16 protein-coding genes are annotated in these 21,683 nt (G+C 70.7%); 4 read left to right on the top strand and 12 right to left on the bottom strand.

Annotation, left to right across the window (positions count from 1 at the left end):
- Nucleotides 1-48: 48 nt before the first annotated feature.
- Together ACZ6C1_RS10310 and ACZ6C1_RS10315 are read right to left on the bottom strand one after the other, a co-directional pair.
- Entirely contained in the window at nucleotides 49-759 is a 711-nt protein-coding gene (locus tag ACZ6C1_RS10310) for a ribonuclease HII (RefSeq protein WP_469239697.1), read from the bottom strand.
- A gap of 120 nt (nucleotides 760-879) precedes the next feature.
- Entirely contained in the window at nucleotides 880-1,458 is a 579-nt protein-coding gene (locus ACZ6C1_RS10315) for a TetR/AcrR family transcriptional regulator (RefSeq protein WP_469239874.1), read from the bottom strand.
- Nucleotides 1,459-1,829: 371 nt separating this feature from the next.
- Here ACZ6C1_RS10315 and ACZ6C1_RS10320 point away from each other — a divergent pair, with 371 nt between their 5' ends.
- Nucleotides 1,830-3,392 carry an MFS transporter gene (locus ACZ6C1_RS10320; RefSeq protein WP_469239699.1) on the top strand — a complete coding sequence of 521 codons (1,563 nt, stop codon included), beginning with the start codon at nucleotides 1,830-1,832 and terminating at the stop codon, nucleotides 3,390-3,392.
- Between the two features lie 78 nt (nucleotides 3,393-3,470).
- Here the strand turns inward: ACZ6C1_RS10320 and ACZ6C1_RS10325 are convergent, their stop codons facing one another.
- The 4 genes from ACZ6C1_RS10325 to ACZ6C1_RS10340 all read right to left on the bottom strand — a co-directional run bounded on the left by ACZ6C1_RS10325 (nucleotide 3,471) and on the right by ACZ6C1_RS10340 (nucleotide 8,232).
- Nucleotides 3,471-5,030 (bottom strand): DUF4153 domain-containing protein, encoded by a 1,560-nt coding sequence (locus ACZ6C1_RS10325; protein WP_469239701.1) that lies wholly within the window; start codon nucleotides 5,028-5,030, stop codon nucleotides 3,471-3,473.
- A gap of 847 nt (nucleotides 5,031-5,877) precedes the next feature.
- Entirely contained in the window at nucleotides 5,878-6,792 is a 915-nt protein-coding gene (locus ACZ6C1_RS10330; RefSeq protein WP_469239703.1) for an ADP-ribosylglycohydrolase family protein, read from the bottom strand.
- 12 nt (nucleotides 6,793-6,804) lie between these two features.
- Nucleotides 6,805-7,464, bottom strand: a complete 660-nt coding sequence (locus ACZ6C1_RS10335; RefSeq protein WP_469239705.1) for a histidine phosphatase family protein — start codon at nucleotides 7,462-7,464, stop codon at nucleotides 6,805-6,807.
- A 162-nt stretch (nucleotides 7,465-7,626) separates the two neighbouring features.
- Nucleotides 7,627-8,232, bottom strand: a complete 606-nt coding sequence (locus ACZ6C1_RS10340; protein ID WP_469239707.1) for a YdbC family protein — start codon at nucleotides 8,230-8,232, stop codon at nucleotides 7,627-7,629.
- 121 nt (nucleotides 8,233-8,353) lie between these two features.
- Here ACZ6C1_RS10340 and ACZ6C1_RS10345 point away from each other — a divergent pair, with 121 nt between their 5' ends.
- Nucleotides 8,354-9,313, top strand: coding sequence for a DUF1152 domain-containing protein (locus ACZ6C1_RS10345; protein ID WP_469239709.1), 960 nt, complete (start codon nucleotides 8,354-8,356; stop codon nucleotides 9,311-9,313).
- Between the two features lie 72 nt (nucleotides 9,314-9,385).
- A complete protein-coding gene (locus ACZ6C1_RS10350) occupies nucleotides 9,386-9,916 on the top strand; it encodes a TerD family protein (RefSeq protein WP_469239711.1) in 531 nt (176 codons plus the stop codon).
- A gap of 114 nt (nucleotides 9,917-10,030) precedes the next feature.
- Here the strand turns inward: ACZ6C1_RS10350 and ACZ6C1_RS10355 are convergent, their stop codons facing one another.
- From ACZ6C1_RS10355 to nrdR, 3 genes are all read right to left on the bottom strand, one after another.
- Entirely contained in the window at nucleotides 10,031-11,149 is a 1,119-nt protein-coding gene (locus ACZ6C1_RS10355) for a hypothetical protein (RefSeq protein ID WP_469239713.1), read from the bottom strand.
- Nucleotides 11,150-11,416: 267 nt separating this feature from the next.
- Nucleotides 11,417-14,305: a vitamin B12-dependent ribonucleotide reductase gene (locus ACZ6C1_RS10360; RefSeq protein ID WP_469239715.1), complete on the bottom strand. Its 2,889-nt coding sequence runs from the start codon at nucleotides 14,303-14,305 to the stop codon at nucleotides 11,417-11,419.
- A gap of 152 nt (nucleotides 14,306-14,457) precedes the next feature.
- On the bottom strand, nucleotides 14,458-14,970 hold the full coding sequence (gene nrdR / locus ACZ6C1_RS10365; RefSeq protein WP_351812078.1) for a transcriptional regulator NrdR: 513 nt from the start codon (nucleotides 14,968-14,970) through the stop codon (nucleotides 14,458-14,460).
- A gap of 541 nt (nucleotides 14,971-15,511) precedes the next feature.
- On the opposite strand from nrdR, the gene lexA reads away from it, so the two are divergent.
- Nucleotides 15,512-16,297 (top strand): transcriptional repressor LexA, encoded by a 786-nt coding sequence (gene lexA / locus ACZ6C1_RS10370; RefSeq protein ID WP_469239717.1) that lies wholly within the window; start codon nucleotides 15,512-15,514, stop codon nucleotides 16,295-16,297.
- Nucleotides 16,298-16,840: 543 nt separating this feature from the next.
- Here the strand turns inward: lexA and ACZ6C1_RS10375 are convergent.
- Genes ACZ6C1_RS10375 through ACZ6C1_RS10385 form a run of 3 tightly spaced genes read right to left on the bottom strand, consistent with a single transcriptional unit; the run spans nucleotide 16,841 to nucleotide 21,644 of the window.
- Entirely contained in the window at nucleotides 16,841-18,820 is a 1,980-nt protein-coding gene (locus ACZ6C1_RS10375; RefSeq protein WP_469239719.1) for an ATP-dependent DNA helicase, read from the bottom strand.
- Nucleotides 18,821-18,857: 37 nt separating this feature from the next.
- Nucleotides 18,858-20,846, bottom strand: coding sequence for an IucA/IucC family protein (locus ACZ6C1_RS10380; RefSeq protein ID WP_469239721.1), 1,989 nt, complete (start codon nucleotides 20,844-20,846; stop codon nucleotides 18,858-18,860).
- Nucleotides 20,847-20,906: 60 nt separating this feature from the next.
- Nucleotides 20,907-21,644 (bottom strand): GNAT family N-acetyltransferase, encoded by a 738-nt coding sequence (locus ACZ6C1_RS10385; protein ID WP_469239723.1) that lies wholly within the window; start codon nucleotides 21,642-21,644, stop codon nucleotides 20,907-20,909.
- Between the last annotated feature and the right edge of the window lie 39 nt (nucleotides 21,645-21,683).

Here is a 21,683-nt window from a genome sequence, read left to right on the forward strand (position 1 = left end):
CGCGTCGCTCATATGCGGCCTGCTGTTCGGCGGGACGCTGCCGGGCGTTCAGAAGTCGAAGCCGAGTTGGCCCCCGCTTTCCAGCTCGGCCGCCTCCGCCGAGATGCGGATCTTCTTGAGGTGCCGCCACTGGGGCAGCGCGTCGAGATACGACCAGCTCAGCCTGTGGTACGGCGTGGGGCCCCATTCCCGGAGCGCCGCTTTGTGCACCGGCGACGGGTATCCGGCGTTGTCCCCGAATCCGAAGACGGCGCACTGGGCGGACTCCGCCTCCAGCTCGGCCATCATCGCGTCCCGCCGCACCTTGGCGATCACCGAGGCGGCGGCGACCGCGACACAGGACTGGTCGCCCTTGATCACCGTACGGACCTGCCAGGGTCGCCCGAGGTAGTCGTGCTTGCCGTCCAGGATCACCGCGTCCGGTCGCACCGGAAGGGCGTCCAGGGCGCGGATGGCGGCCAGTCGGAGCGCCGCTGTCATCCCGAGCTCGTCGATCTCCTCCGGAGAGGCGTGCCCGAGGGCGTGGGAGGTGACCCACTTCTCCAGCTCCTCGGCCAGTTCGGCACGGCGCTTGGGGCTGATGAGTTTGGAATCGGTCAGTCCGGCGGGTGGCCGGCGGAGTCCGGTGACAGCGGCACAGACCGTGACGGGACCGGCCCACGCCCCGCGTCCGACTTCGTCGACTCCGGCGATGATCTTGGCGCCGGTGGTCGCTCTGATCGAGCGCTCGACGGTGTGAGTGGGTGGTTCGTACGGCATGGCGCCAGACAGGTTACGCCGCCCGGCCCCGCCCGCGATACCCGGATTGCGATCCGGCCTCGGAGGCCGAGGCCCTGCCGCCTCCCTGCCACCTCGCCGCGGTCTCCTCTGCCGTCTCCCTCACTCGGACACCGGCCGCAGGAGCGGAATCATGACCCGGTCGATCATCTCCGCGACATCGGCGTCGGTCCATTCGCTGCCGCACATCTTGGACCGGTACATCATCATGGCCGGCACCACATCGACGACCAGGTTGTCGCTCGCATCGGCCCGAACGTCACCCCGCTCGATTCCCCGGCGTACGACCTCGTGAATGAGGCGAGTGGAGGGCCCGATCACTCCGTTACGGATCAATCCCTGGAACCGCTCGGCCGTCACACTGTCGCATTCGTGAATCACCGAGCGGATCGCGAAACCCGGCTTGGAGTAGAGGACGTCGCGCATCCGGAGGCAGAGCCGGTAGAGGTCCTCGCGGATGCAGCCGTGGTCGGCCGCCTCGTCCAGCACCGGAAGCCCGGCCTGCAGCGCGTCCGCCACGAGGTCCTCCTTCGAGGGCCAGCGCCGGTAGACGGCGGCCTTGCCGGTCTGGGCGCCGGCCGCGACCCCTTCCATGGTCAACCCGTTCCAGCCGACCGTGCCGAGCTGCTCCAGAGCCGCGTCGAGGATCGCCCGCTCCAACACGGCCCCGCGACGCCGCAAGGACACCGATCGCGCCCGAGCGCCGACCGACGAGCGCTGAGCGGCCGTTGCGGCCGCAGCAGGCGCGGCGGGGGCGGGGGGCGCGGCACCCGTGGGGGATGCAGCGGGCGCGGATGCCGCAGTAGGCGCGGGAGGCACGGCGCGCGCAGGGGAAGTGGCATCCGCGGAAGCCACCGGGGGCGCGGCAGGCGCAGCCGCGGGGGGCGCAGAGGGCGTGGAGCGGGTACTCACCATCAACAACTCTCCATTGGGGAAGCGGGATTGGGGGACGACAGCGATCAGTGAACGGTTGCGTTCTCTGATGGGGACTCACTACCGTTGACGAGACAGTGAACGGATCCGTTCACTAACTCGCTCATGGGGGATCCATAGTGACGACCTCTCCTTCGGAAACACAGAACAAGCCGGGCGCCGCCCGCCGGGAGGGGCGTCCGGGAATCGCCCTCACCGTCATCGCCGCCTGTCAGTTGATGGTCGTGCTGGACGCGACGATCGTGAACATCGCTCTTCCCCACATCCAGGACGCGCTGTCGTTCTCGACCACCGGCCTGTCCTGGGTGCTCAGCGCGTACACCCTCACCTTCGGCGGATTGCTGCTGCTCGGCGGCAGGGCGGGCGACATCCTGGGACGCCGTCGGGTCTTCATGACCGGAATCCTCGTCTTCACCTTCGCCTCCCTGCTGGGCGGATTCGCGCAGGAGCCGTGGCAATTGCTCGCCGCACGCGCGCTTCAGGGTGTGGGCGGGGCGATAGCCTCGCCCACCTCGCTCGCCCTCATCACCACGACTTTCCCCGAAGGGCCGGAGCGGAACCGGGCGTTCGGGGTCTTCGCGGCCGTCTCGGCGGGGGGTGGCGCGATCGGGCTGCTGGCCGGAGGGATGCTCACCGAGTGGCTCGACTGGCGCTGGGTGCTCTTCGTCAACGTACCGATCGGTGTGCTGATCGCCGTACTCACGCCGCTGTACATCAACGAGTCGGTACGCCACCCCGGCCGCTTCGACGTCGCGGGCGCGCTGACGTCGACGATGGGTATGGCCTCCCTCGTGTACGGGTTCATCCGCGCGTCCGAGGAGGGCTGGCGCGACGCGCTCACCATCGGGTCGTTCCTCGCAGCCCTCGTACTGCTCGCCGCCTTCGCGGCCGTCGAGGCGCGGGCGCGGGAACCCATCACGCCGCTCAGGATGTTCGCCGACCGGAATCGATCGGGTACGTACGTCATCATGCTGAGCTTGGCCGCCGCCATGTTCGGAATGTTCTTCTTCATCGTGCTGTTCGTACAGAACGTGCTCGCCTACAGCCCGATCCAGTCCGGGCTCGCTTTCCTGCCCGTGACCGTGGCCATCGTCACGGGAGCCGGGCTCTCCCAGCGGCTCCTTCCGGTGCTGGGGCCGAAACCGTTCATGGTGACGGGCTCGGCCATCACGGGCGTGGGGCTGTTCTGGCTGACACTCATCTCACCGGAGAGTTCGTACACGGGCGGGGTCCTCGGTCCGATGCTGCTGTTCGGCTTCGGCATGGGCCTGAACTTCGTGACCCTGACGCTGACGGCCGTCTCGGGGGTCGCGCAGCACGAGGCAGGGGCGGCCTCCGGTCTGCTCAACGCGACACAGCAGGTGGGTGGTTCCCTGGGCCTGTCCATCCTGGTGACGGTTTTCGGTACGGCGAGCCGGGAAGAGGCCGAGAATCAGGTCCCGGCGTTCCTGGCGGAGGCCACCCCTCAGCAGCAGGAACAGTTCGCCGCGACCCGCGAACTCCCCGCGCCGTGGTCCCACGACGTACTGACGGCCGGAATCTCGACGGCGTTCATGGCCGCCGTGGGCATGGTCGCCGTGGCGCTGCTCACCGCGCTGGTCGTGGTCCGGGTCCGCAAGAGCGACCTGGAGGCGCTCAACGGCACATCGGAGGCGGCCGGTCCGGCCGGGCCGGGGGTGTAGTCCCCGGCCCGGGGCGACGTGGGCCGGCAGCCGGTCCGCCGGACCGCCGGTCCGCCGATCTGCCGGCCGCCGGTCCGCCTAGTAGTCGTACTCGTCGAATTCGTCGACGTAGTCGTTGCGCCGGGGATTGCAGGTGTAGCCCGTGACCGAGACACCGCGCTCGTCGAGGATGTCCCGGGCGCGGGTCTCGCCCCGGCTCACCGCGTACCAGGGGATCTCGTCGCCCTCCAGACTCCGCGCGATCTTCAGGAGGGCGCAGGAACGCAGAGGCTCGGGCAGCCGGTCAAGGGCCGGCACGGCGTCCGCCGACAGACCGTCCAGATAACCGACGTCGATCTTGCCGGTCCGCTCGTAGCGCTGTACGTTCCGCTCCGCGACGAGCCCGTCCGGCGACATCAGCCCGAAGGCGAGGACGCCGGCCGCCGCGCTCACCGCGACGGCGCGCGGCAGGTGAAGCCGGCGCGCGCCGAGCACACCGGCCGCCATGATCAGGACGAGGACGAGGCCGAGCCACAGTTCCATGGCGGCCACCGAGACCCTCAGCCGGGTCAGCCCGTACGCGTCGACGTACAGGTCCATCCTTCGCAGCGCGGACGCCACCACCACCAGGGTGAGCAGGCAGAGGGTGCCCAGCACGGACCGGACCAGGGTGCGGTCCCGGGCGCCGTCACGAGGTGCCCAGCGGAGGGCCAGGGCAATGACGCCGAGCGTGAGCAGGGTGGCCCAGAGGAGCTGCCAGAAGCCCTGGCGCGCGTACTCGGCGTAGGTGAGGCCGGTCTGGCTGAGCACCTTCTCGTAGCCGCCGAAGAGCACGGTGAGCTGGACGGTGTTGAAGACGGCGAAGAGCAGGTTGAGCACGATGAGCGGGAGCGCCCACTCCATACGGGCCCGCGGGCGGCCGGGGCGGGCCTTCAGGCGGTCCCACCGCAGCGGCGCGGCGGCCGTACGGGCGGCGGCCAGCGCCCCGACCAGGCCGAGGGCGAACAGCAGGAACCGCCAGGGCCCGTCGGTGACCGTCACGTCCGGCGCGAGCGAGCCGAGCAGGTCGGCGAAGGCGGCGTCGGCGCCCGCGAACAGCGCGCCGAACACGATCAGCAGGCCCAGGGCCACACCGGTCGTACGCAGCACCGGGCCCGTCCGGCCCTGGGCTCCGCCGGCCCGCTCGCGCAGTCCACGCCAGGCCCAGACGAGGCCGGGGCCGATCGAATCGAAGAGGCCGAAGGGGCTGAAGAGAATGCCGCGCCAGTTGCGGCTGCCGTGCAGGGCGAGCGACGCGAGACCCACGGCGGAGACGATGGCGAGGAAGGTGGGCCAGCCCGCGTCCCGCAGGGCGGGTACCACCAGCAGGGCGAGGCCGCCCACGCCCCAGACCGCGGTCCATGGGCGGATGCGGCGGCCCGCCGCCACGGCGGCGAAGTAGGCGGTGAGGGTGGCCGGTACGGCGACGATCAGCAGGTTCAAGCCCAGCCCGTCGCCCAGGAGCAACGCGCTGAGGAGGGCGGTGGCCAGCGCCGACCAGAGGGCGGCCGCCGGTATCGGAGCGGGTGGGCGCGGGCGTATCCGCGTCAGCCACGTCTCGCCCGGCGGGGGCGGGACCGGCCGGTATCGCGGCTGCCCCGGCTGCCCCGGCTGTCCCATGCCCGGCGCCCCAGGCCCTGCCTCCGCCCGGGCACGTGCCATGGCAGGAGCGGCGCCCTGTGTGCCGCCGGGACGAGGGCCGGGGGTGCCGCCTGACGGTGGCGGGGTACCGCATGAGGGAGGGCTGGGGGTGCCGCCGGGAGCCGTGCCGACGGCGGCCCCACCCGGCACGGGGCCCGGCCGGTCGCCGTCGGCGCCGTCACCTCGCACGGTGCCGGAACCGTCATCGGCGGGGCGAGGTTCGTCGCGGTCGGTGGGACGAGGCTCGTCGGCCGGCGCCGTGCGAGGAACCGAACCGCGATCGTCCTGCACCCCATCACCGTCAAGGGTCGAACCGGCCCCACCCCGCGCCGCACCACCGGGGCCCGAACCAGCCTCACCCGGCGCCCCACCACCCTCAGCAGCATCACCCGGCGCCCCACCACTCTCAGCAGCATCACCCGGCACCGCGCCGGGGGCCCTGTCGGAGGGTGCACTGCCGGAAGAGGCCCTGTCGGAAGGGGCCCTGTCGGAAGGGGCCCTGTCGGAAGGGGCCCTGTCGGAAGGGGCCCTGTCGGCGGAGGCCCCTGCGGACGGGGCCCCCGGCGATGGGGACGCCGAGGCGGCCTGGGTGCCCTCGTCCCCCGGGGGCTGCTGCGGTGGTGTTGGCGATGCGGACGGCGTGTCTGGCACGGGACCCCCTCCCGACCGGGGCCCGCGTGGTTCACCACGGCAGTGTCGTACGGTCCCGGCGTCTGGTCAGCGCGCGCTTGTCATGATCAAGGCGGCGGCGTGGCCGAAAGGGTAGCCGGGGAAAGGGCCGGATCCCGTTCGGCCTCCACGCTGTGGCAGGACCGTGACACTTGCGTCAGCTGCCGGCCGGTCCCCCGGGCAGCCAGTCGGGCAGTGCCTCCGTGCGGTCCAGCCACTCGGCCGGTGGCGCCCCGGCGGCCGTGGCGGCCACCACTCCCCCGGCGATGGCGCACGTCGTGTCGACGTCACCGCCCACCTGGGCGGTGGTCCAGAACGCCCGCTCGTAGTCGCCCAGCGAGCGGGCGGCCGACCAGAGCGCGAACGGCACGGTGTCGTGCGCGCTCGTACGCCGACCGCTGCCGAGCACCGCCGCGACGGTCGCCGCGTCGCCGTAGTCGAGCATGTCCCGGGCCCTGCGCAGGCCCGCGCCCACAGCGCTGCGCGGCACGAGCGCGACGACACCGTCGAGCAGTTCCTCCGGCTTCGGCGGCCCTGCCGGATCGGCCGCCAGGGCGGCGGCGGCCGCGACGGCCATGCATCCCACCACGGCTTCCCGGTGCTGGTGGGTGGTGTACGAGGAGATCTCGGCCTGGTGCGTCGCCTGCTCGGGATCGTCCGCGTACCAGGCGCCCAGCGGGGCGATGCGCATGGCGGCGCCATTGCCCCAGGAGCCCTGCCCCTTGAACAGGCCGGCGGCCAGTTCCCGCCAGTCGCCGCCCTCGCGGATCAGCCGGAGCATCCGGTTGACGGCGGGCCCGTAACCCCGGTCGAAGTCGTGGTGCTCGGCGAAGGAGCGGGCGAGCACGTCCTGGTCGATACGCCCGTGCTCGGCGAGGACGGCCAGCACGGAGCAGGCCATCTCGGTGTCGTCGGTCCACTGCCAGGATCCGGGCGGCAGCTCGCGCCGCTTCAGCAGGGGATAGTTGTCGGGGACGAAGAACTGGGAGCCCAGGGCGTCTCCCACGGACAGCCCGCGCAGGCTGGCCAGGGCGCGTTCGAAGCGCCGGGCGGAAGAGGAGTCAGCGGTCATCGCACTGCCACTCTATCCGGTGGTGCCGTACGGCTCGGGGGGCCGCCAGCGCTCGAACGGCCGGTCAAGGGCGTACCGGCCGTCCTCCCCGAGCACCAGCATCCGGGTCTCACCGTTGCGGGGGTTGGTCAGCGACTCGAATTCGGCGACCGTCCAGTGGAACCAGCGCATGCAGAACAGCCGCATGGTCAGGCCGTGCGTCACCAGCAGGACGTTCGGCGGGTGATCGGGCGCCTCGAAGCTGCGGTGCAGGCTCTCCAGGAACGCTCCGACCCGGTCGTACACGTCCGCCCCGGACTCACCCTGCGCGAACCGGTAGAAGAAGTGCCCGTACGCGTCCCGGTACGCCTTCTGGAGCCGGACGTCGTTCCTGTCCTGCCAGTTTCCCCAGTCCTGCTCGCGCAGCCGCGGCTCCTCCCTGACCCGTACCCGTGCCGGATCCAGGCGGAAGAGCTGGTAGGTCTCGTGCGTGCGACGGTACGGCGAGATGTAGACGCTGACCCGCTCGTCCCCGAACAGCGCCCGCAGCCGTTCGCCCGTCTCCTCGGCCTGCCGCCGCCCCCGCTCGGTGAGTCTCAGCGCGTGATCGGGCTCGCGCTCGTACACGGTGTCGTCGGAGTTGCCCTCCGATTCGCCGTGCCGTACGAGAACGATGCGCCGCGGTCGCCCCATGTCACGACCCTAGATCGTCCCTTCCGGCCGGGCCCGGCCGGCCCCATGGCCGGACGCCATCCGGCGTACCGACCGGCCGGTGCCCCCTGCCCCGCCCCGGTCCCTGCCCCGCCCCGGTCCCGGCTCCCTCCCGGTCCCGGCCCCCGGCCCCGGGCGCGGTCCTCACACCGTCCACGCCGCCTCCAGGTCGACGACGTCGCCCGTCAGCGCGGCCACGTCCGCCTCGATCTGGGCCCGCAGGGCCAGTCGCTCCACGCGCTCCGTGCGGTACTTGCCGTGCTCGGCCGCCGACCGCCACATCGACAGGACGAGGAACTCGTTCCCCGGCGCTTCCCCGAAGAGCCCGCGCAGCATCCCCGGCGACCCTGCCATGGCCGGATTCCACACCTTCTCCTGCATCAGGGCGTAGTGCTCGACCCGCTCCTCGTGGATCCTGCTGTGCGCGACGCGGACGACGTCGGCGTCGGTGAAGCGGGGCTCGAAGCCCGTCTTCACATCGAAGCGGTGGTCGAACAGCTTGACCTGCATGTCCTTGTACGTGCCCGACTGCGCGGCGGCCAGCCGGTCGTGCGAGCGCGCCATGAACGAGTCGTAGAAGGGCCGGCTCTCCCAGAAGGCGAAGACATGGGCGACACCGGGCCGGCTCCTGCTCCAACCGCCCCCCTGCCCACGGAATCCCGGCTCACCCAGCAGCCCCGCCCACTTCCGCTGCCCCCGCTCGAACCCACGACGGTCCACCACGGTGCAGCGAATCCACTTGACCAGCACCGCGCCATCGTACGGCGCCGGGCCTCCCGCCGGTCCAGGTCTCGCGCACCGCACTCCCATCGACTACCGGCCGTGGCACAAACATCCGGCTCCGGTTCGAACGCCCCGGCACAATGACCGGATGACCGCGCTGCACACCAACCCGCTCTTCGCACGCCTCGAATCCGCCGAACGGGTCCTCGTCGCGGGCGCGGGCGGCGGCTTCGACATATACGCGGGGCTCCCGCTGGCGCTGTCGCTGCGCCACCAGGGCAAGGAGGTCCACCTCGCCAACCTGGCCTTCAGCGCCGTGGAGGGCCTCCCCCTCGACGCCTGGCTCGCCCCCGACGTCGCCGTCGTCACCCCCGAATCGGCACCGCACCAGACGTACTTCCCCGAACGCACCCTCGCCCAATGGCTCGCGCTGCACGGCTACCCCGGCACCGTCCACGCCTTCGCCCGCGTCGGGGTCCAGCCGCTGCGGGCCGCGTACAAGGCGCTGATCGAGCACTACGACATCGACGCGGTCGTCCTGGTCGACGGCGGGACCGACATCCTGATGCGCGGCGACGAGTCCGGGCTCGGCACCCCGGAGGAGGACCTGACCAGCGTGGCGGCCCTCGCCGGGCTGGAGGTGCCCGAGCGCCTGATCGCGTCGATCGGTTTCGGAGTGGACGCGTACCACGGAGTCAGCCATGGCCTGGTCCTGGAGAACATCGCCGCCCTGGAGAAGGACGGCGCCTATCTGGGGGCCTTCTCCGTCCCGCGTACGACACGTGAGGGTGCTCTCTTCGTGGACGCGGTCGCCCACGCGCAGAGCTGTACGCCCGACTTCCCCAGCATCGTCAACGGTTCCATCGCGGCCGCTGTCCAGGGTTCTTTCGGGGACGTCCGGTTCACGTCCCGTACGCGAGGCAGCGAACTGTTCATCAACCCGCTCATGGCGATCTACTTCGCCTTCGAGCTGGAGGGCGTGGCCCGCCGGTGCCTTTACCTGGACCGGATCGAGGACACGCATCTCATCCGTCAGGTCGGCAGTCGCATCGAGGCGTTCCGGGACGAGCTCCCCCGGCAGCGTCCGCCACGCCGGATCCCCCACTGAGTGCGTGACACCATGGGCAAGGAGCTGTGGGCCACGGGCAGTTGGCTTGTCCGTACGAGAGAGGGGAATCCCGTGAGCAGTGCCAACAAGGGGGTCGGCAAGGTCGAGGTGACACTCAAGTGGGATCCGAGCCCCGCCGGAGTCCCGGACCATGATCTCGACATCATCGCCGCCGTTTACCGGGCGGACGATCCCCATGGTGCGCCCGTGTACCTGGTGCACTTCGGCAGCCGGTCGCCGGACGGGACCATCACCCTTCAGAGGGAGAGCAGGACCGGGCAGGGTTTCGGCTTCGACGAGGCCATGACGCTGGAACTGAACCGCCTGGCGCCGGAGTACGCGCGCGTGGTCGTGGGCGTGGCCATACAGCAGGGCGGCGGCCGTACGACCTTCTCCGACATCACCAGTGCCCTGGTCCTGGTGAAGGAGGGCTACCGGGAGCTGGACCGGTACGACTTCACCGGCCTCGGGAACGCCACCGCCGTGACCGTCGTGGAGTTCCTCCGCGACGGTACGGGGGGATGGGGCTGGCGCCGTGCCGTCCGGGGCTTCGACGCCGATCCGCAGTCCTTCACCACGCTGATGGGTGCCGAGCAGTCCTGAAGCTCTCGCACGCACGCGGAACGGGAGAGCCGGTGTCTCCGGCTCTCCCGTTCCGATCAGTCAGTCGGTCAGCGCCCGTGGATACGGGCGGAGACCACTTGTTCCCGGCGTGCGCTACTCCTCGGCGTCCGGCTCTCGATCGGGAAACGCACGCAGCCTCAACTGTGGCGCCCTGTAGTCGGCAAGCCACTTCATCCGGTTGTCATCCGCCGCGAACCCGTCGCGTGCGGTCCGGGTCCACTCGTCTCGGTCGAGGATGGCAAGGTACGTCTCCCGGAGCGCTTTTTGCTGCGCCGCAGTACACCCCGCAGCATCGGGAGGCTCCGTAGTCAGGTGCTGAGTGAGCACCGCGATCGTGAAGTAGCGCTCGATGGTCGGGCGGAGCGAACCCACGTGGCGAGCGTGAGCTTCCAGGACCATTCCCGAGTGAGGGTAGTGGGCGAGGGTGAGTCCCATCCCTCCGCAGTCGCTCATCAGATGAAGTAGCCGACCCGTGTGGTCGACCATCTCGCTGTCCGTGCTGAGGTCCGAAAGCGCCTCATGGAGTCCGGCAACCGTGGCGACCTTGCCGGCGAAGTATCCGTTGAGGAAGTCGCCGTCGCAGGCCCTGCGAAGCAGCCATCGTCGGGCAGCTGGGTCGTCGAGTCTGCAGAGAGCCTCAATGACGTAGACGCGTCCCCAGCCGGTGACTCGCTCGGCGAGCCAGAGCAGTGCTTCGGCTCCTCCGGGCTGACTCTCGAGAGCGTACGCCGCCAGTGGTCCGAAGCGGTTGGACAGCAGCCCGATCGTTTGGATCAACGGGATGTCGTCAGCCCTTCCCACAGCAGCGACCAGGGCCAGCCCCACGGTGACCGAGCATCGGTCGGTGCCGTACCGGACCAGCCAGCGGCCCGTCCGGCGAACGCGTTCTCTGTCCGCCCGCTCGGCCGCGGCGGCGATGTGTTCGTTGGGGTGAATCGGGACGTGGACGTCGTGGAAAGCGTTGGCCAATTCGCTGGGACGGGCGGAGGCCCTCGCGAAGTGAGCGTCCAGGATGAGCGCCGCGTCCTTGCCGACCGAGTGCCGGTCCTCGGGTGTGCGCGGGCCTTTCCGATGACGGTGCAAGCCGTCGTCGGGGTAGGGCTCCCCGTCGCGATGAAGCGGCTCTCCGGGAGCCAGCCGATGCAGCCGGAGGGCATGGTCGAACAATGTGGTCGGTGATCCGGGCAGTCCTGTCCCGGTCGTCTCGCTCATCGGCGGACGGAGGACTCGATTCTCTTGATCATGACGCGGAGCATGTCATGCCAGGGCCACTGCCACAAGCCGCTGTCACCCGCCACGGTGGCGGCTGTCCCGGGAATCATGGCCACCTGCGCCCACGCACCGGGTCCAGTCCTTCTCGTGGTGCACCGACCGCAGAAGGGAGGGACGTCGGCCCAGGGCCGACGTCCCTCCCTCACAGAGAACACGCTCGGGTGTCAGCTACGTCGAATGTTGCATCCGACGCGATTCCACCTGGTTTCAGCTGCAGCCGCTGGTCGAGCCGCAGCCCTCGCAGATGTAGCAGGAACCGGCCCGCTGCATCTTCGTACCGCAGGAGAAGCACAGCGGCGCGTCCGCGCTGATGCCCAGCTGCATCTCGACGAGCTCCGCCGACGTGTGCGCCTGCTTGGGGGCCGGGACCTCGGCCTTGGGCGCGGCGGCGACGGCCTTCGGGGCCTCCTGCTGGCGCGGGGCGGACTGGGCCAGGCCCTCGACGTCCATCTCGTCCTCGGCCGGTTCGTAGGAACCGGTCTCCAGGTGACGCTGGCGCTCCTCGGCGGAGTGGATGCCGAGCGCCGAGCGGGTCTCGAAGGGCAGGAAGTCCAGCGCCAGGCGGCGGAAGATGTAGTCGACGATCGACTGCGCCATCCGCACGTCCGGGTCGTCCGTCATACCGGCCGGCTCGAAGCGCATGTTGGTGAACTTCGAGACGTACGTCTCCAGCGGCACGCCGTACTGGAGGCCGACCGAGACGGCGATGGAGAAGGCGTCCATCATGCCCGCGAGCGTGGAGCCCTGCTTCGACATCTTCAGGAAGACCTCACCGAGACCGTCGTCCGGGTAGGAGTTGGCGGTCATGTAGCCCTCGGCGCCGCCCACCGTGAAGGAGGTGGTGATGCCGGGACGGCCCTTGGGGAGGCGCTTGCGGACCGGGCGGTACTCGACGACCTTCTCGACCGCCGCGCGGATGGTCTCCTCGGCCTTCTCGGTGACCTCGGCCTTCTCCTGCTCCTTCTTCTTGGCGGAGAGGGGCTGGCCGACCTTGCAGTTGTCGCGGTAGATGGCGAGAGCCTTGACGCCCATCTTCCACGCCTCGAAGTAGACCTCCTCGACGTCCTCGACGGTGGCCGTCTCGGGGAGGTTGACCGTCTTGGAGAGCGCGCCGGAGATCCAGGGCTGGATGGCGGCCATCATGCGGACGTGGCCCATCGCGGAGATGGAACGCTCGCCCATGGCGCAGTCGAAGACCTCGTAGTGCTCCTGCTTGAGGCCGGGCGCGTCGATCACATTGCCGTGCTCGGCGATGTGGGCGACGATCGCCTCGATCTGCTCCTCCTGGTAACCGAGGCGGCGCAGCGCCTGCGGCACGGTGCCGTTGACGATCTGCATCGAGCCGCCGCCGACCAGCTTCTTGAACTTGACCAGCGCGAGGTCGGGCTCCAGGCCGGTGGTGTCGCAGGACATCGCCAGACCGATGGTGCCGGTCGGGGCGATGACGGACGCCTGGGCGTTGCGGAAGCCGTTCTTCTCGCCGAGGCGGATCACGTCCTGCCAGGCCTCCGTGGCGGCGGCCCAGATCGGGGTGTCCAGGTCGTCCATGCGGACGGCCTTGGCGTTGGCGTCGGCGTGCTGCCTCATGACGCGCTTGTGCGGCTCGGCGTTGAGGGCGTAGCCGTCGTACGGGCCGACGACCGCGGCCAGCTCGGCGGAGCGCTTGTAGGAGGTGCCGGTCATCAGCGAGGTGATGGCGCCGGCGAGGGCGCGGCCGCCGTCGGAGTCGTACGCGTGGCCCGTCGCCATGAGGAGGGCGCCGAGGTTGGCGTAGCCGATGCCCAGCTGACGGAAGGCGCGGGTGTTCTCGCCGATCTTCTGCGTCGGGAAGTCCGCGAAGCAGATGGAGATGTCCATCGCGGTGATGACCAGCTCGACGACCTTGGCGAAGCGGACGGAGTCGAACGACTGGTTGCCCTTGCCGTCGTCCTTGAGGAACTTCATCAGGTTCAGCGAGGCCAGGTTGCACGAGGTGTTGTCCAGGTGCATGTACTCGCTGCACGGGTTCGAGCCGTTGATGCGGCCGGACTCCGGGCACGTGTGCCAGTGGTTGATGGTGTCGTCGTACTGGATGCCGGGGTCGGCGCAGGCCCAGGCGGCCTCGGCCATCTTGCGGAAGAGCGCCTTGGCCTCGACCTCCTCGATGACCTCACCGGTCATACGGGCGCGCAGGCCGAACTTGCCGCCGGACTCCACGGCCTTCATGAACTCGTCGTTCACGCGGACGGAGTTGTTGGCGTTCTGGTACTGGACGGAGGTGATGTCGTCGCCGCCCAGGTCCATGTCGAAGCCCGCGTCGCGCAGGGCGCGGATCTTCTCCTCCTCCTTGACCTTGGTCTCGATGAAGTCCTCGATGTCGGGGTGGTCGACGTCGAGGATGACCATCTTGGCCGCACGGCGGGTGGCGCCACCGGACTTGATCGTTCCGGCGGAGGCGTCGGCGCCACGCATGAAGGAGACGGGACCGGAGGCGTTGCCGCCGGAGGAGAGGAGCTCCTTGGAGGAGCGGATGCGGGAGAGGTTCAGGCCGGCGCCGGAGCCGCCCTTGAAGATCATGCCCTCTTCCTTGTACCAGTCGAGGATCGACTCCATGGAGTCGTCGACGGACAGGATGAAGCAGGCCGACACCTGCTGGGGCTGCGGCGTGCCGACGTTGAACCACACCGGCGAGTTGAAGCTGAAGATCTGGTGCAGGAGGGCGTACGCCAGTTCGTGCTCGAAGATCTCGGCGTCGGCGGGCGAGGCGAAGTAGTTGTAGTCCTCACCGGCCTTGCGGTAGGTCTTCACGATCCGGTCGATCAGCTGCTTCAGACCGGTCTCGCGCTGCGGGGTGCCGACGGCCCCGCGGAAGTACTTGCTGGTGACGATGTTGACCGCGTTCACCGACCAGAAGTCGGGGAACTCGACGCCACGCTGCTCGAAATTGACCGAGCCGTCGCGCCAGTTGGTCATGACGACGTCACGACGCTCCCACACGACCTCGTCGTACGGATGCACGCCGGGGGTGGTGTGGATGCGCTCGATACGCAGACCCTTGCTCACCTTGGCTCCCTTGGTACGGGACCCTCGTGCCGGGCCGCTCGCCGTCTCTGTCATGCCGCCTCCCATATACGGGCAAAAACACCCTCAAGTGCCCAAATCTTCCCAAGGCACGTGTCTGTCTGTTGTCCCGGGCACCACGCACAGCACCCGTGACACGTCATGTGCCGCTCAGCGGCCGATCGCCGGTCCCTCGCCGGACCCGACGATCAGTCGGCGGCGCCCGCGGGAACCGGGACCTCGGGGGTCGCACCGGTCCCGCTCTCCTCCGCGGGGGGCCGCCGCTCGCGGAGCTCCGCGATGGCGGCCTCGAAATCTTCGAGTGAGTCGAACGCCCGGTACACGGACGCGAAGCGCAGATACGCGACGAGGTCGAGTTCCCGCAACGGGCCGAGTATGGCGAGTCCGACGTCGTGAGTGGTCAGTTCCGCGCTGCCGGTGGCCCGCACCGCCTCCTCGACCCGCTGGCCGAGCTGGGCCAGGGCGTCCTCGGTGACCGGCCGGCCCTGGCACGCCTTGCGCACCCCGGAGATGACCTTGGTGCGACTGAAGGGCTCGGTGACCCCGCTCCGCTTGATCACCATGAGCGACGCGGTCTCCACCGTGGTGAAACGGCGGGAGCAGTCGGGGCACTGGCGGCGGCGGCGGATGGCCGTCCCGTCGTCGGTGGTGCGACTGTCGACGACACGGCTGTCGGGGTGCCTGCAGAAGGGGCAGTGCATCTCCCAACCCTCCTTCACAGCACGACTGAATAGCCTCGTCAAGGCCCGTCAGAGCCCTTCGAAGCAGCCACAAGCATAGGCGATGACCACGCCCCCGATGGACGGGGGACCACAACTTGTGGGTGGCCGGGGCAATACAACCACTAGATCTGGGGTCCAGCCGTCTATTCGGCGCACAGCGCGTGTCGCGCGCCGCGGGGTCCGGGGCCGCCCCAGAGCCTACGGGAGGCGCCCTGCGCCACGGATTCCGGGGGCGGGGATGCCAGACTGGACACGCCGGCAACGGCCCCGAAGGAAGAGCGCCGGACGGGGCACCCGGGGACGCCCACAGGGAGCGCGTTACGGTGAGGGGGCGCACCCCGGAGAGCGGGGAACCGCACCCCGGAGAGCCGGACAATCCGGCGAGCGATCGCACATACACCTAGTCACACGCACATGTAAGCCAATCTCCGATTTTTCACTCGAACGTGTGTTTGGCGCAACCTTTCGAAAGCAACTACCGTTGTCCAGCTAGGGAGACCATTCGAGAGGGGCCGCCGACGTGACCACCACCGCAGACAGTGCCGCCATCACTGCCCAGGACCGTTCCCAGAGCCGACTCGAGCCGGTGCATGCCATGAATGAAGTGACCACGAACGCGGAGGGGCCCAAGCCCACGCGCTCGCTGCCTGGGCGACCTCCAGGCATCCGGGCGGACAGCTCCGGGCTCACGGACCGGCAGCGGCGGGTCATCGAGGTCATCCGGGACTCGGTGCAGCGGCGCGGCTACCCGCCGTCGATGCGGGAGATCGGCCAGGCGGTGGGGCTGTCCAGCACTTCGTCGGTCGCCCACCAGCTCATGGCCCTGGAGCGCAAGGGCTTCCTGCGTCGGGACCCGCACCGGCCGAGGGCCTATGAGGTCCGCGGGTCCGACCAGCCGAGCACCCAGCCGACCGACACCACGGGCAAGCCCGCCGCGTCGTACGTTCCGCTCGTCGGCCGTATCGCGGCCGGTGGGCCGATCCTCGCCGAGGAGTCGGTGGAGGACGTGTTCCCCCTCCCCCGCCAGCTGGTCGGTGACGGTGAGCTGTTCGTCCTGAAGGTCGTCGGCGATTCCATGATCGAGGCCGCCATCTGCGACGGCGACTGGGTGACCGTGCGTCGCCAGCCGGTCGCGGAGAACGGCGACATCGTGGCGGCGATGCTGGACGGCGAGGCCACGGTCAAGCGCTTCAAGCGCGAAGACGGCCATGTCTGGCTCCTCCCCCACAATGCGGCGTACCAGCCGATCCCCGGCGACGAGGCGACGATCCTCGGCAAGGTGGTGGCGGTACTTCGGCGCGTCTGACACACCGCGCCGGCTCCGACCGGGCCCCGGGACCCACTGCGCCGGTCCCGGGGCCCTACATATGCCTCGGCACGTTCCCGACACCGGCCCGGGGCGGGGCGCGGTGGCACGCCCAGCACTCCGGCACGGGGCCTGCGCCCCCTGCACCGGCCCGGCCCGGGTCCCCCGGTGGCACGCCAAGCACTCCTGCCGGGGCCTGCGCGGGGCCAGGTGGCCCGCCCGTCACCCCGGCACTGATGCCCGCCGCCCGCGGGCCGGTCCCGTGCCGCGTGGCCCAGGCGTCGTGCCGCTCGGCCCGGGGCCGCGGGCCAGACCCGCAGCAGCGGTCTGCCGCCCGCCGGGGCCTTCAAGGGCGGGCGAACCGGGCGGGCGTACCGCAGTCCGCGGTGCCAGGGCCCGGCGGCACGCCCGGGCACTCCTTGTCCGGCGCATGCCCGACGCTCCGGCCCGGGCCCGGTGGCACGCCCGTCCCCCCCGGCCCTGATACCCGCTAGGACCTCCGCGGGCGGGCGAACCGGCCGGGCGCATCGGGTGGGCGAACCGCTAGTCCGCGGGGGCCTTCGCGGCAGCGTCGATCGCGGCGAGTGAGCGGCGCACCTGGTTGCGGTCCGTGGTGTACCAGAAGTCGGGCAGCGAGGCACGCAGATAGCTGCCGTACCGGGCATTGGCCAGGCGGGGGTCCAGGACCGCGACCACTCCACGGTCACCCGTCGCGCGGACCAGCCGTCCCGCGCCCTGGGCCATCAGCAGCGCCGCGTGCGTCGCCGCGACGGCCATGAAGCCATTCCCGCCCGCTTCTTCCACCGCCTTCTGCCGGGCGCTCATCAACGGGTCGTCGGGCCGGGGGAACGGGATGCGGTCCATCACCACGAGCTGGCAGTTCGGCCCGGGAACGTCGACGCCCTGCCACAGCGAGAGCGTGCCGAAGAGGCAGGTCTCCGCGTCGTTCGCGAAGTTCTTGATCAGTTCGCCCAGGGTGTCCTCGCCCTGGAGCAGGATCGGCTTGTCGAGTCGGCCCCGGAGCTCCTCGGCCGCGGCCTGGGCAGCCCGCATGGACGAGAAGAGGCCGAGCGTACGGCCGCCGGCCGCTTCGACCAGCTCGGCCAGCTCGTCCATCATGTCGCCGCGGCTGCCCTCCCTGCCGGGGGTGGCCAGGTGCCTGGCGACGTACAGGATTCCCTGCTTGGGGTAGTCGAAGGGCGAGCCGACGTCGATGCCCTTCCAGACGGGAACGTCCTCGTCCTCGGTGCCGACGGTGCCCTCCGGGGGGAGGCCCAGGGAGGCTCCCACGCCGTTGAAGTCGCCGCCGAGCTTCAGCGTCGCGGAGGTCAGCACGACCGACCGCTCCGCGAAGAGCTTCTCGCGCAGCAGTCCGGAGACGGACAGCGGCGCCACCCGCAGGGACGCCCCGAAACGGTCATGGCGCTCGTACCACACGACGTCGTACTCGGAGCCCTGTGTGATGCGCTCGGCGACGTCGTGCACGGTCTCCACGGAGGCCCTGGCCTGCTTGCGGACCGCGTCCTCGTCCTGGACCGACTTGTCACGCGTCGAGCCGAGGGACGAGATGACGGCACGCGCCGCGTCCCGCAGCGCCATCAACGCGTATCCCAGGTCCTCCGGGATCTCCTCCAGGCGACCGGGCAGGGCCAGCTCCATGAGCCGCTCGAAGCCCTCGGCGGCCGTCTGGAGCTGATCGGCGACCTTCTCGTCCACCAGCTTGGCCGCCCGGCGCACCGCACGGTTGACCTGCCCGGGCGTGAGCTCGCCGGTGGCGACGCCGGTCACGCGGGAGACCAGCTCATGGGCCTCGTCGACGATCAGCACCTCGTGCTGCGGGAGCACCGGGGCGCCCTCGATCGCGTCGATGGCCAGCAGTGCGTGATTGGTGACGACCACGTCGGCGAGCTTGGCGCGCTCCCGCGCGGCCTCGGCGAAGCACTCCGCCCCGTACGCGCACTTGGACGCGCCCAGGCATTCGCGGGACGAGACGGAGACCTGGCCCCACGCCCGGTCGGAGACGCCGGGTGTCAGGTCGTCCCGGTCCCCGGTCTCGGTGTCGTCGGACCAGTCGCGCAGGCGCAGCAGGTCCTGGCCGAGTTTGCTGGTCGGTGCGGCCGCCTCGAAGGGGTCGAAGAGCCCCTCCTCCTCGTCCTGCGGGACGCCTTCGTGGAGGCGGTGCAGGCACAGGTAGTTCGACCGGCCCTTGAGCATGGCGAACTCGGGGCGGCGCCGCAGCTGCGGGTGGAGGGCGTCCACCGTGCGCGGCAGGTCGCGCTCGACCAGCTGCCGCTGGAGGGCCAGCGTCGCGGTGGCGACCACCACGCGGTCCCCGTGCGCCAGCGCGGGCACCAGGTAGCCCAGCGACTTTCCGGTGCCGGTGCCGGCCTGGACCAGGAGGTGGGAGCCGTCGTCGATGGCCTGCGCGACGGCCTCGGCCATGGTGACCTGGCCTGGCCGTTCCACGCCGCCGACGGCGGTGACGGCGGCGTGGAGGAGCTCGGGGAGGGATGGCTTCGTCATAGCCCGTCCACCCTACGGCGCACCACTGACAATCGGATCACGCGAGGGGATTGGGGACGGTGCCGTGCACGGCGGCGTGCGGCCGCTCGGCCCGGTCGCGGTAACCGTCCAGGTGCAGCCGGTTGCGGTTGAGGCACAGCCTCTCGATACGCGGTGTGAGCAGGTCGAACAGCTCGTACCGGTCCTTGAGGTCCGGGAAGCGGGCCTGGTGCCGGAGGATTTCAGCCCGTACGAGTGACCAGAAGTCCCGCGCCGGTACTCCCAGTTGCTCTTCGCAGAGCGGCGCCAGATAGCGGAAGACGCCCACGAAGAGCCCGGAGTGGATGAACTGGGTCAGGAAGCCGGGCTCCTCGGTGAGGAGCACGGCGCGTACGTCGTCCGGCATGGTGTCGTGCTCGGGCACCTGGTGGGCGCTGACGTTGATGTCGTCGACGAAGTCCTTGATCGCCAGGCGTACGGGGACGTCCTGGTCGTTGAAGACGACGATGGCGTTCTCGCCGTGCGGGGAGAAGACGGTGCCGTACCGGTAGAGGAAGTGCAGCAAGGGGGGCAGCAGGGCGGCGAAGAGGTGCCGGAGCCAGACGGTGGGGTCGAGACCCGACCGGGCCACCAGCTCGGCGGTGAAGGAACGGCCCGCGGGGTCGGTGTGGAGGAGGGACGCGAGGGTGCGGGCGCGTTCGCCGGGCGGCAGGCGCAGCGGTTCGCGCCAGATCGCGCCGAGCAGTTCCTTGTACTGGTACGGGGCCTCGGGGAGGTGGTCGTACAAGGGGTGCTCGACCGTGACGGAGGCGACCTCGCCGAGGAGGATCACCCCGCATTCGTCGTGCAGGAACGGATCTGCGTCGCGCAGTGCGTGGACCCAGGAGGTGACGGCGGGGGCGGCCAGGGTGCGTTCGGTGGGCAGCCCGCGCCAGACCAGGGTGTTGAGGACGGACAGCGGCAGCTTCACGCTGAGCCGGTCGGGTCTGGTGACATTGAGGAACGTACGGATCGACTGCTGCGGCATCCGCAGGTCGCCGTCCGAGGGGAGGGGCACGATCGCGCCCTCGGCGATGGCGGGCGCGTACAGCGGCAGCAGCACCTCGTCCCACTGCCAGGGGTGTACGGGGAGGTAGAGGTACGCCGCGGGGTCGAGGCCGCGTGCGCGGAGCTCGGCGGCGAAGGCGTCCCGCACGTCCGGCGCCAGTTCCCGGTCGTAGAGGTGCGCCGGGCTGTCGAGGGAGGGGACGCCGCGGTAGGCGGCGAGCGTGGTGCTGACCGCGATCCAGGGCAGCGGTGCGGCTCGGCGGGCTTCGGGCGCCCACCGTTCCGCGTCGGCCGCGGAGAAACCGATGCGGCCCTTGTTGAACACGATCCAGGGGTGGCCGGTCTGGTGGCCCTCGAGCTCCGCGTAGCCGAGGTCGGCGAGCCGGTCGACCGGAAGCGCCGTGTGCTCCAGCCGGGTGTCGGCGGCGAGCGTGATCGTCAGCTCGCGGAGCAGGTGGCCGAGCGTGGCTCCGTCCAGGTGGAGAGTGCGGCGGGCCCGGACGAGGAAGTCCAGCGGGTCGGTGAAGGGGCGCCCGTCACGGGTGATCGAGTCGGGGTCCACCCGCCAGCTCCCGTAGGCGGTCCTGCGCGCAGCGAAGGCGAGCACCGAACCGTCGTCGAGTCGCAGCGCGTACGGGTCGGTCGGCGGGCACCCGGCGGCGTGACCCTCCGGCGTGCGCCGGGGCCCGTCGTCCGGCGTGGGCGCCGGGAGGGACTCGTCGTCGTGCGTACGCCGGGAGCCGTCGTGCCGCGAGTGCCGGGGCTGGTCGTCCGGCGTGTGCGCGGAGCCGTCGTGCTCGGTGGGGCGGGAGTCGTCGTCCGGCACGGTGGGCAGTCCGGCCGGCTCGATGATCTCTTCGTAGGCGAATTCGCCGAGCATCTTCGCGAGGAGATGGCGGGAGGCCCGCGCCCAGTCCTGTGGGTTCAGCTCGGGCGGGGCGGAGGCTGTCGGCGGGGCGGGCGGCTCTGCGGAGTCGAAGGTGGCAGGGGGTTTCGGCACGGGGACTCCTCCGGGTGGAACCGATGCGGGTCGAGCGGTGCGTGTGGAGCAGCGGTCTGTTCACAGCAGGTGTCGCAGAGTGCGGTCGCGGATCATCAGAGCGGCTCTCTTGTCGGGGAGGTCGAGCTCGGCGGAGAACCGGAAACCGGCGCTCAAGAAGGCCGAGACGGACGGGGTGTTGCGGATGTCCGGTTCCGCGACGACACGTGCGCAGCGCGGCCGGTTGGCCAGGACCAGGTCCGAGACCGCCCTGAGCAGGGTGGTGCCGACGCCCCGGCCCCGGTGGGCGATGCCTCCGATGAGGAGGTGGACCCCGGTGTCGTGGGGGCGGGCCGGGTAGTGGCGGGCCAGTGGGTCGAGGTCGGCTCGGTAGATCTCGAAGTACCCCATGGGCGTGCCGCCGAGTACGCCCAGGCACGGGACGCTGCGCCCGTCGCCGTCGAGTTGGGCGCGCAGGTGGGCGTCCGTGACCGATGCGGGCCCGGCGAGCTCCCAGAACGCGGCGACCGCGGGGTCGTTCATCCACCGGCTGATCAGGCTGAGGTCGCGCTCGATGCGTACGGGGACGAGCTGGAAGGGCCCGAGGGGGGTGGTGGCGGGGCCCCAGTCGGCGACGGTGTCGAGCAGGTCGTCGACGCCTCCGGCGGACCGGGGCTGATGCCGGGGGGCCGGTTCGTCCGGGCGGAACAGCATGAGCAGTTCGTCGGGCAGCCGGAGATCCAGGGTGTCCTCCGTGCCCACATCGGCCGGCGCGTGGCGGCTGGGTCCGGTGTCGGAGCTCGCATCGGTGGGGGGCACGGGGCGCTGTCCTCTCGGCGGTTCTGGTGGCGGATCGTG

The organism is Streptomyces sp. NPDC041796 (assembly GCF_055590785.1).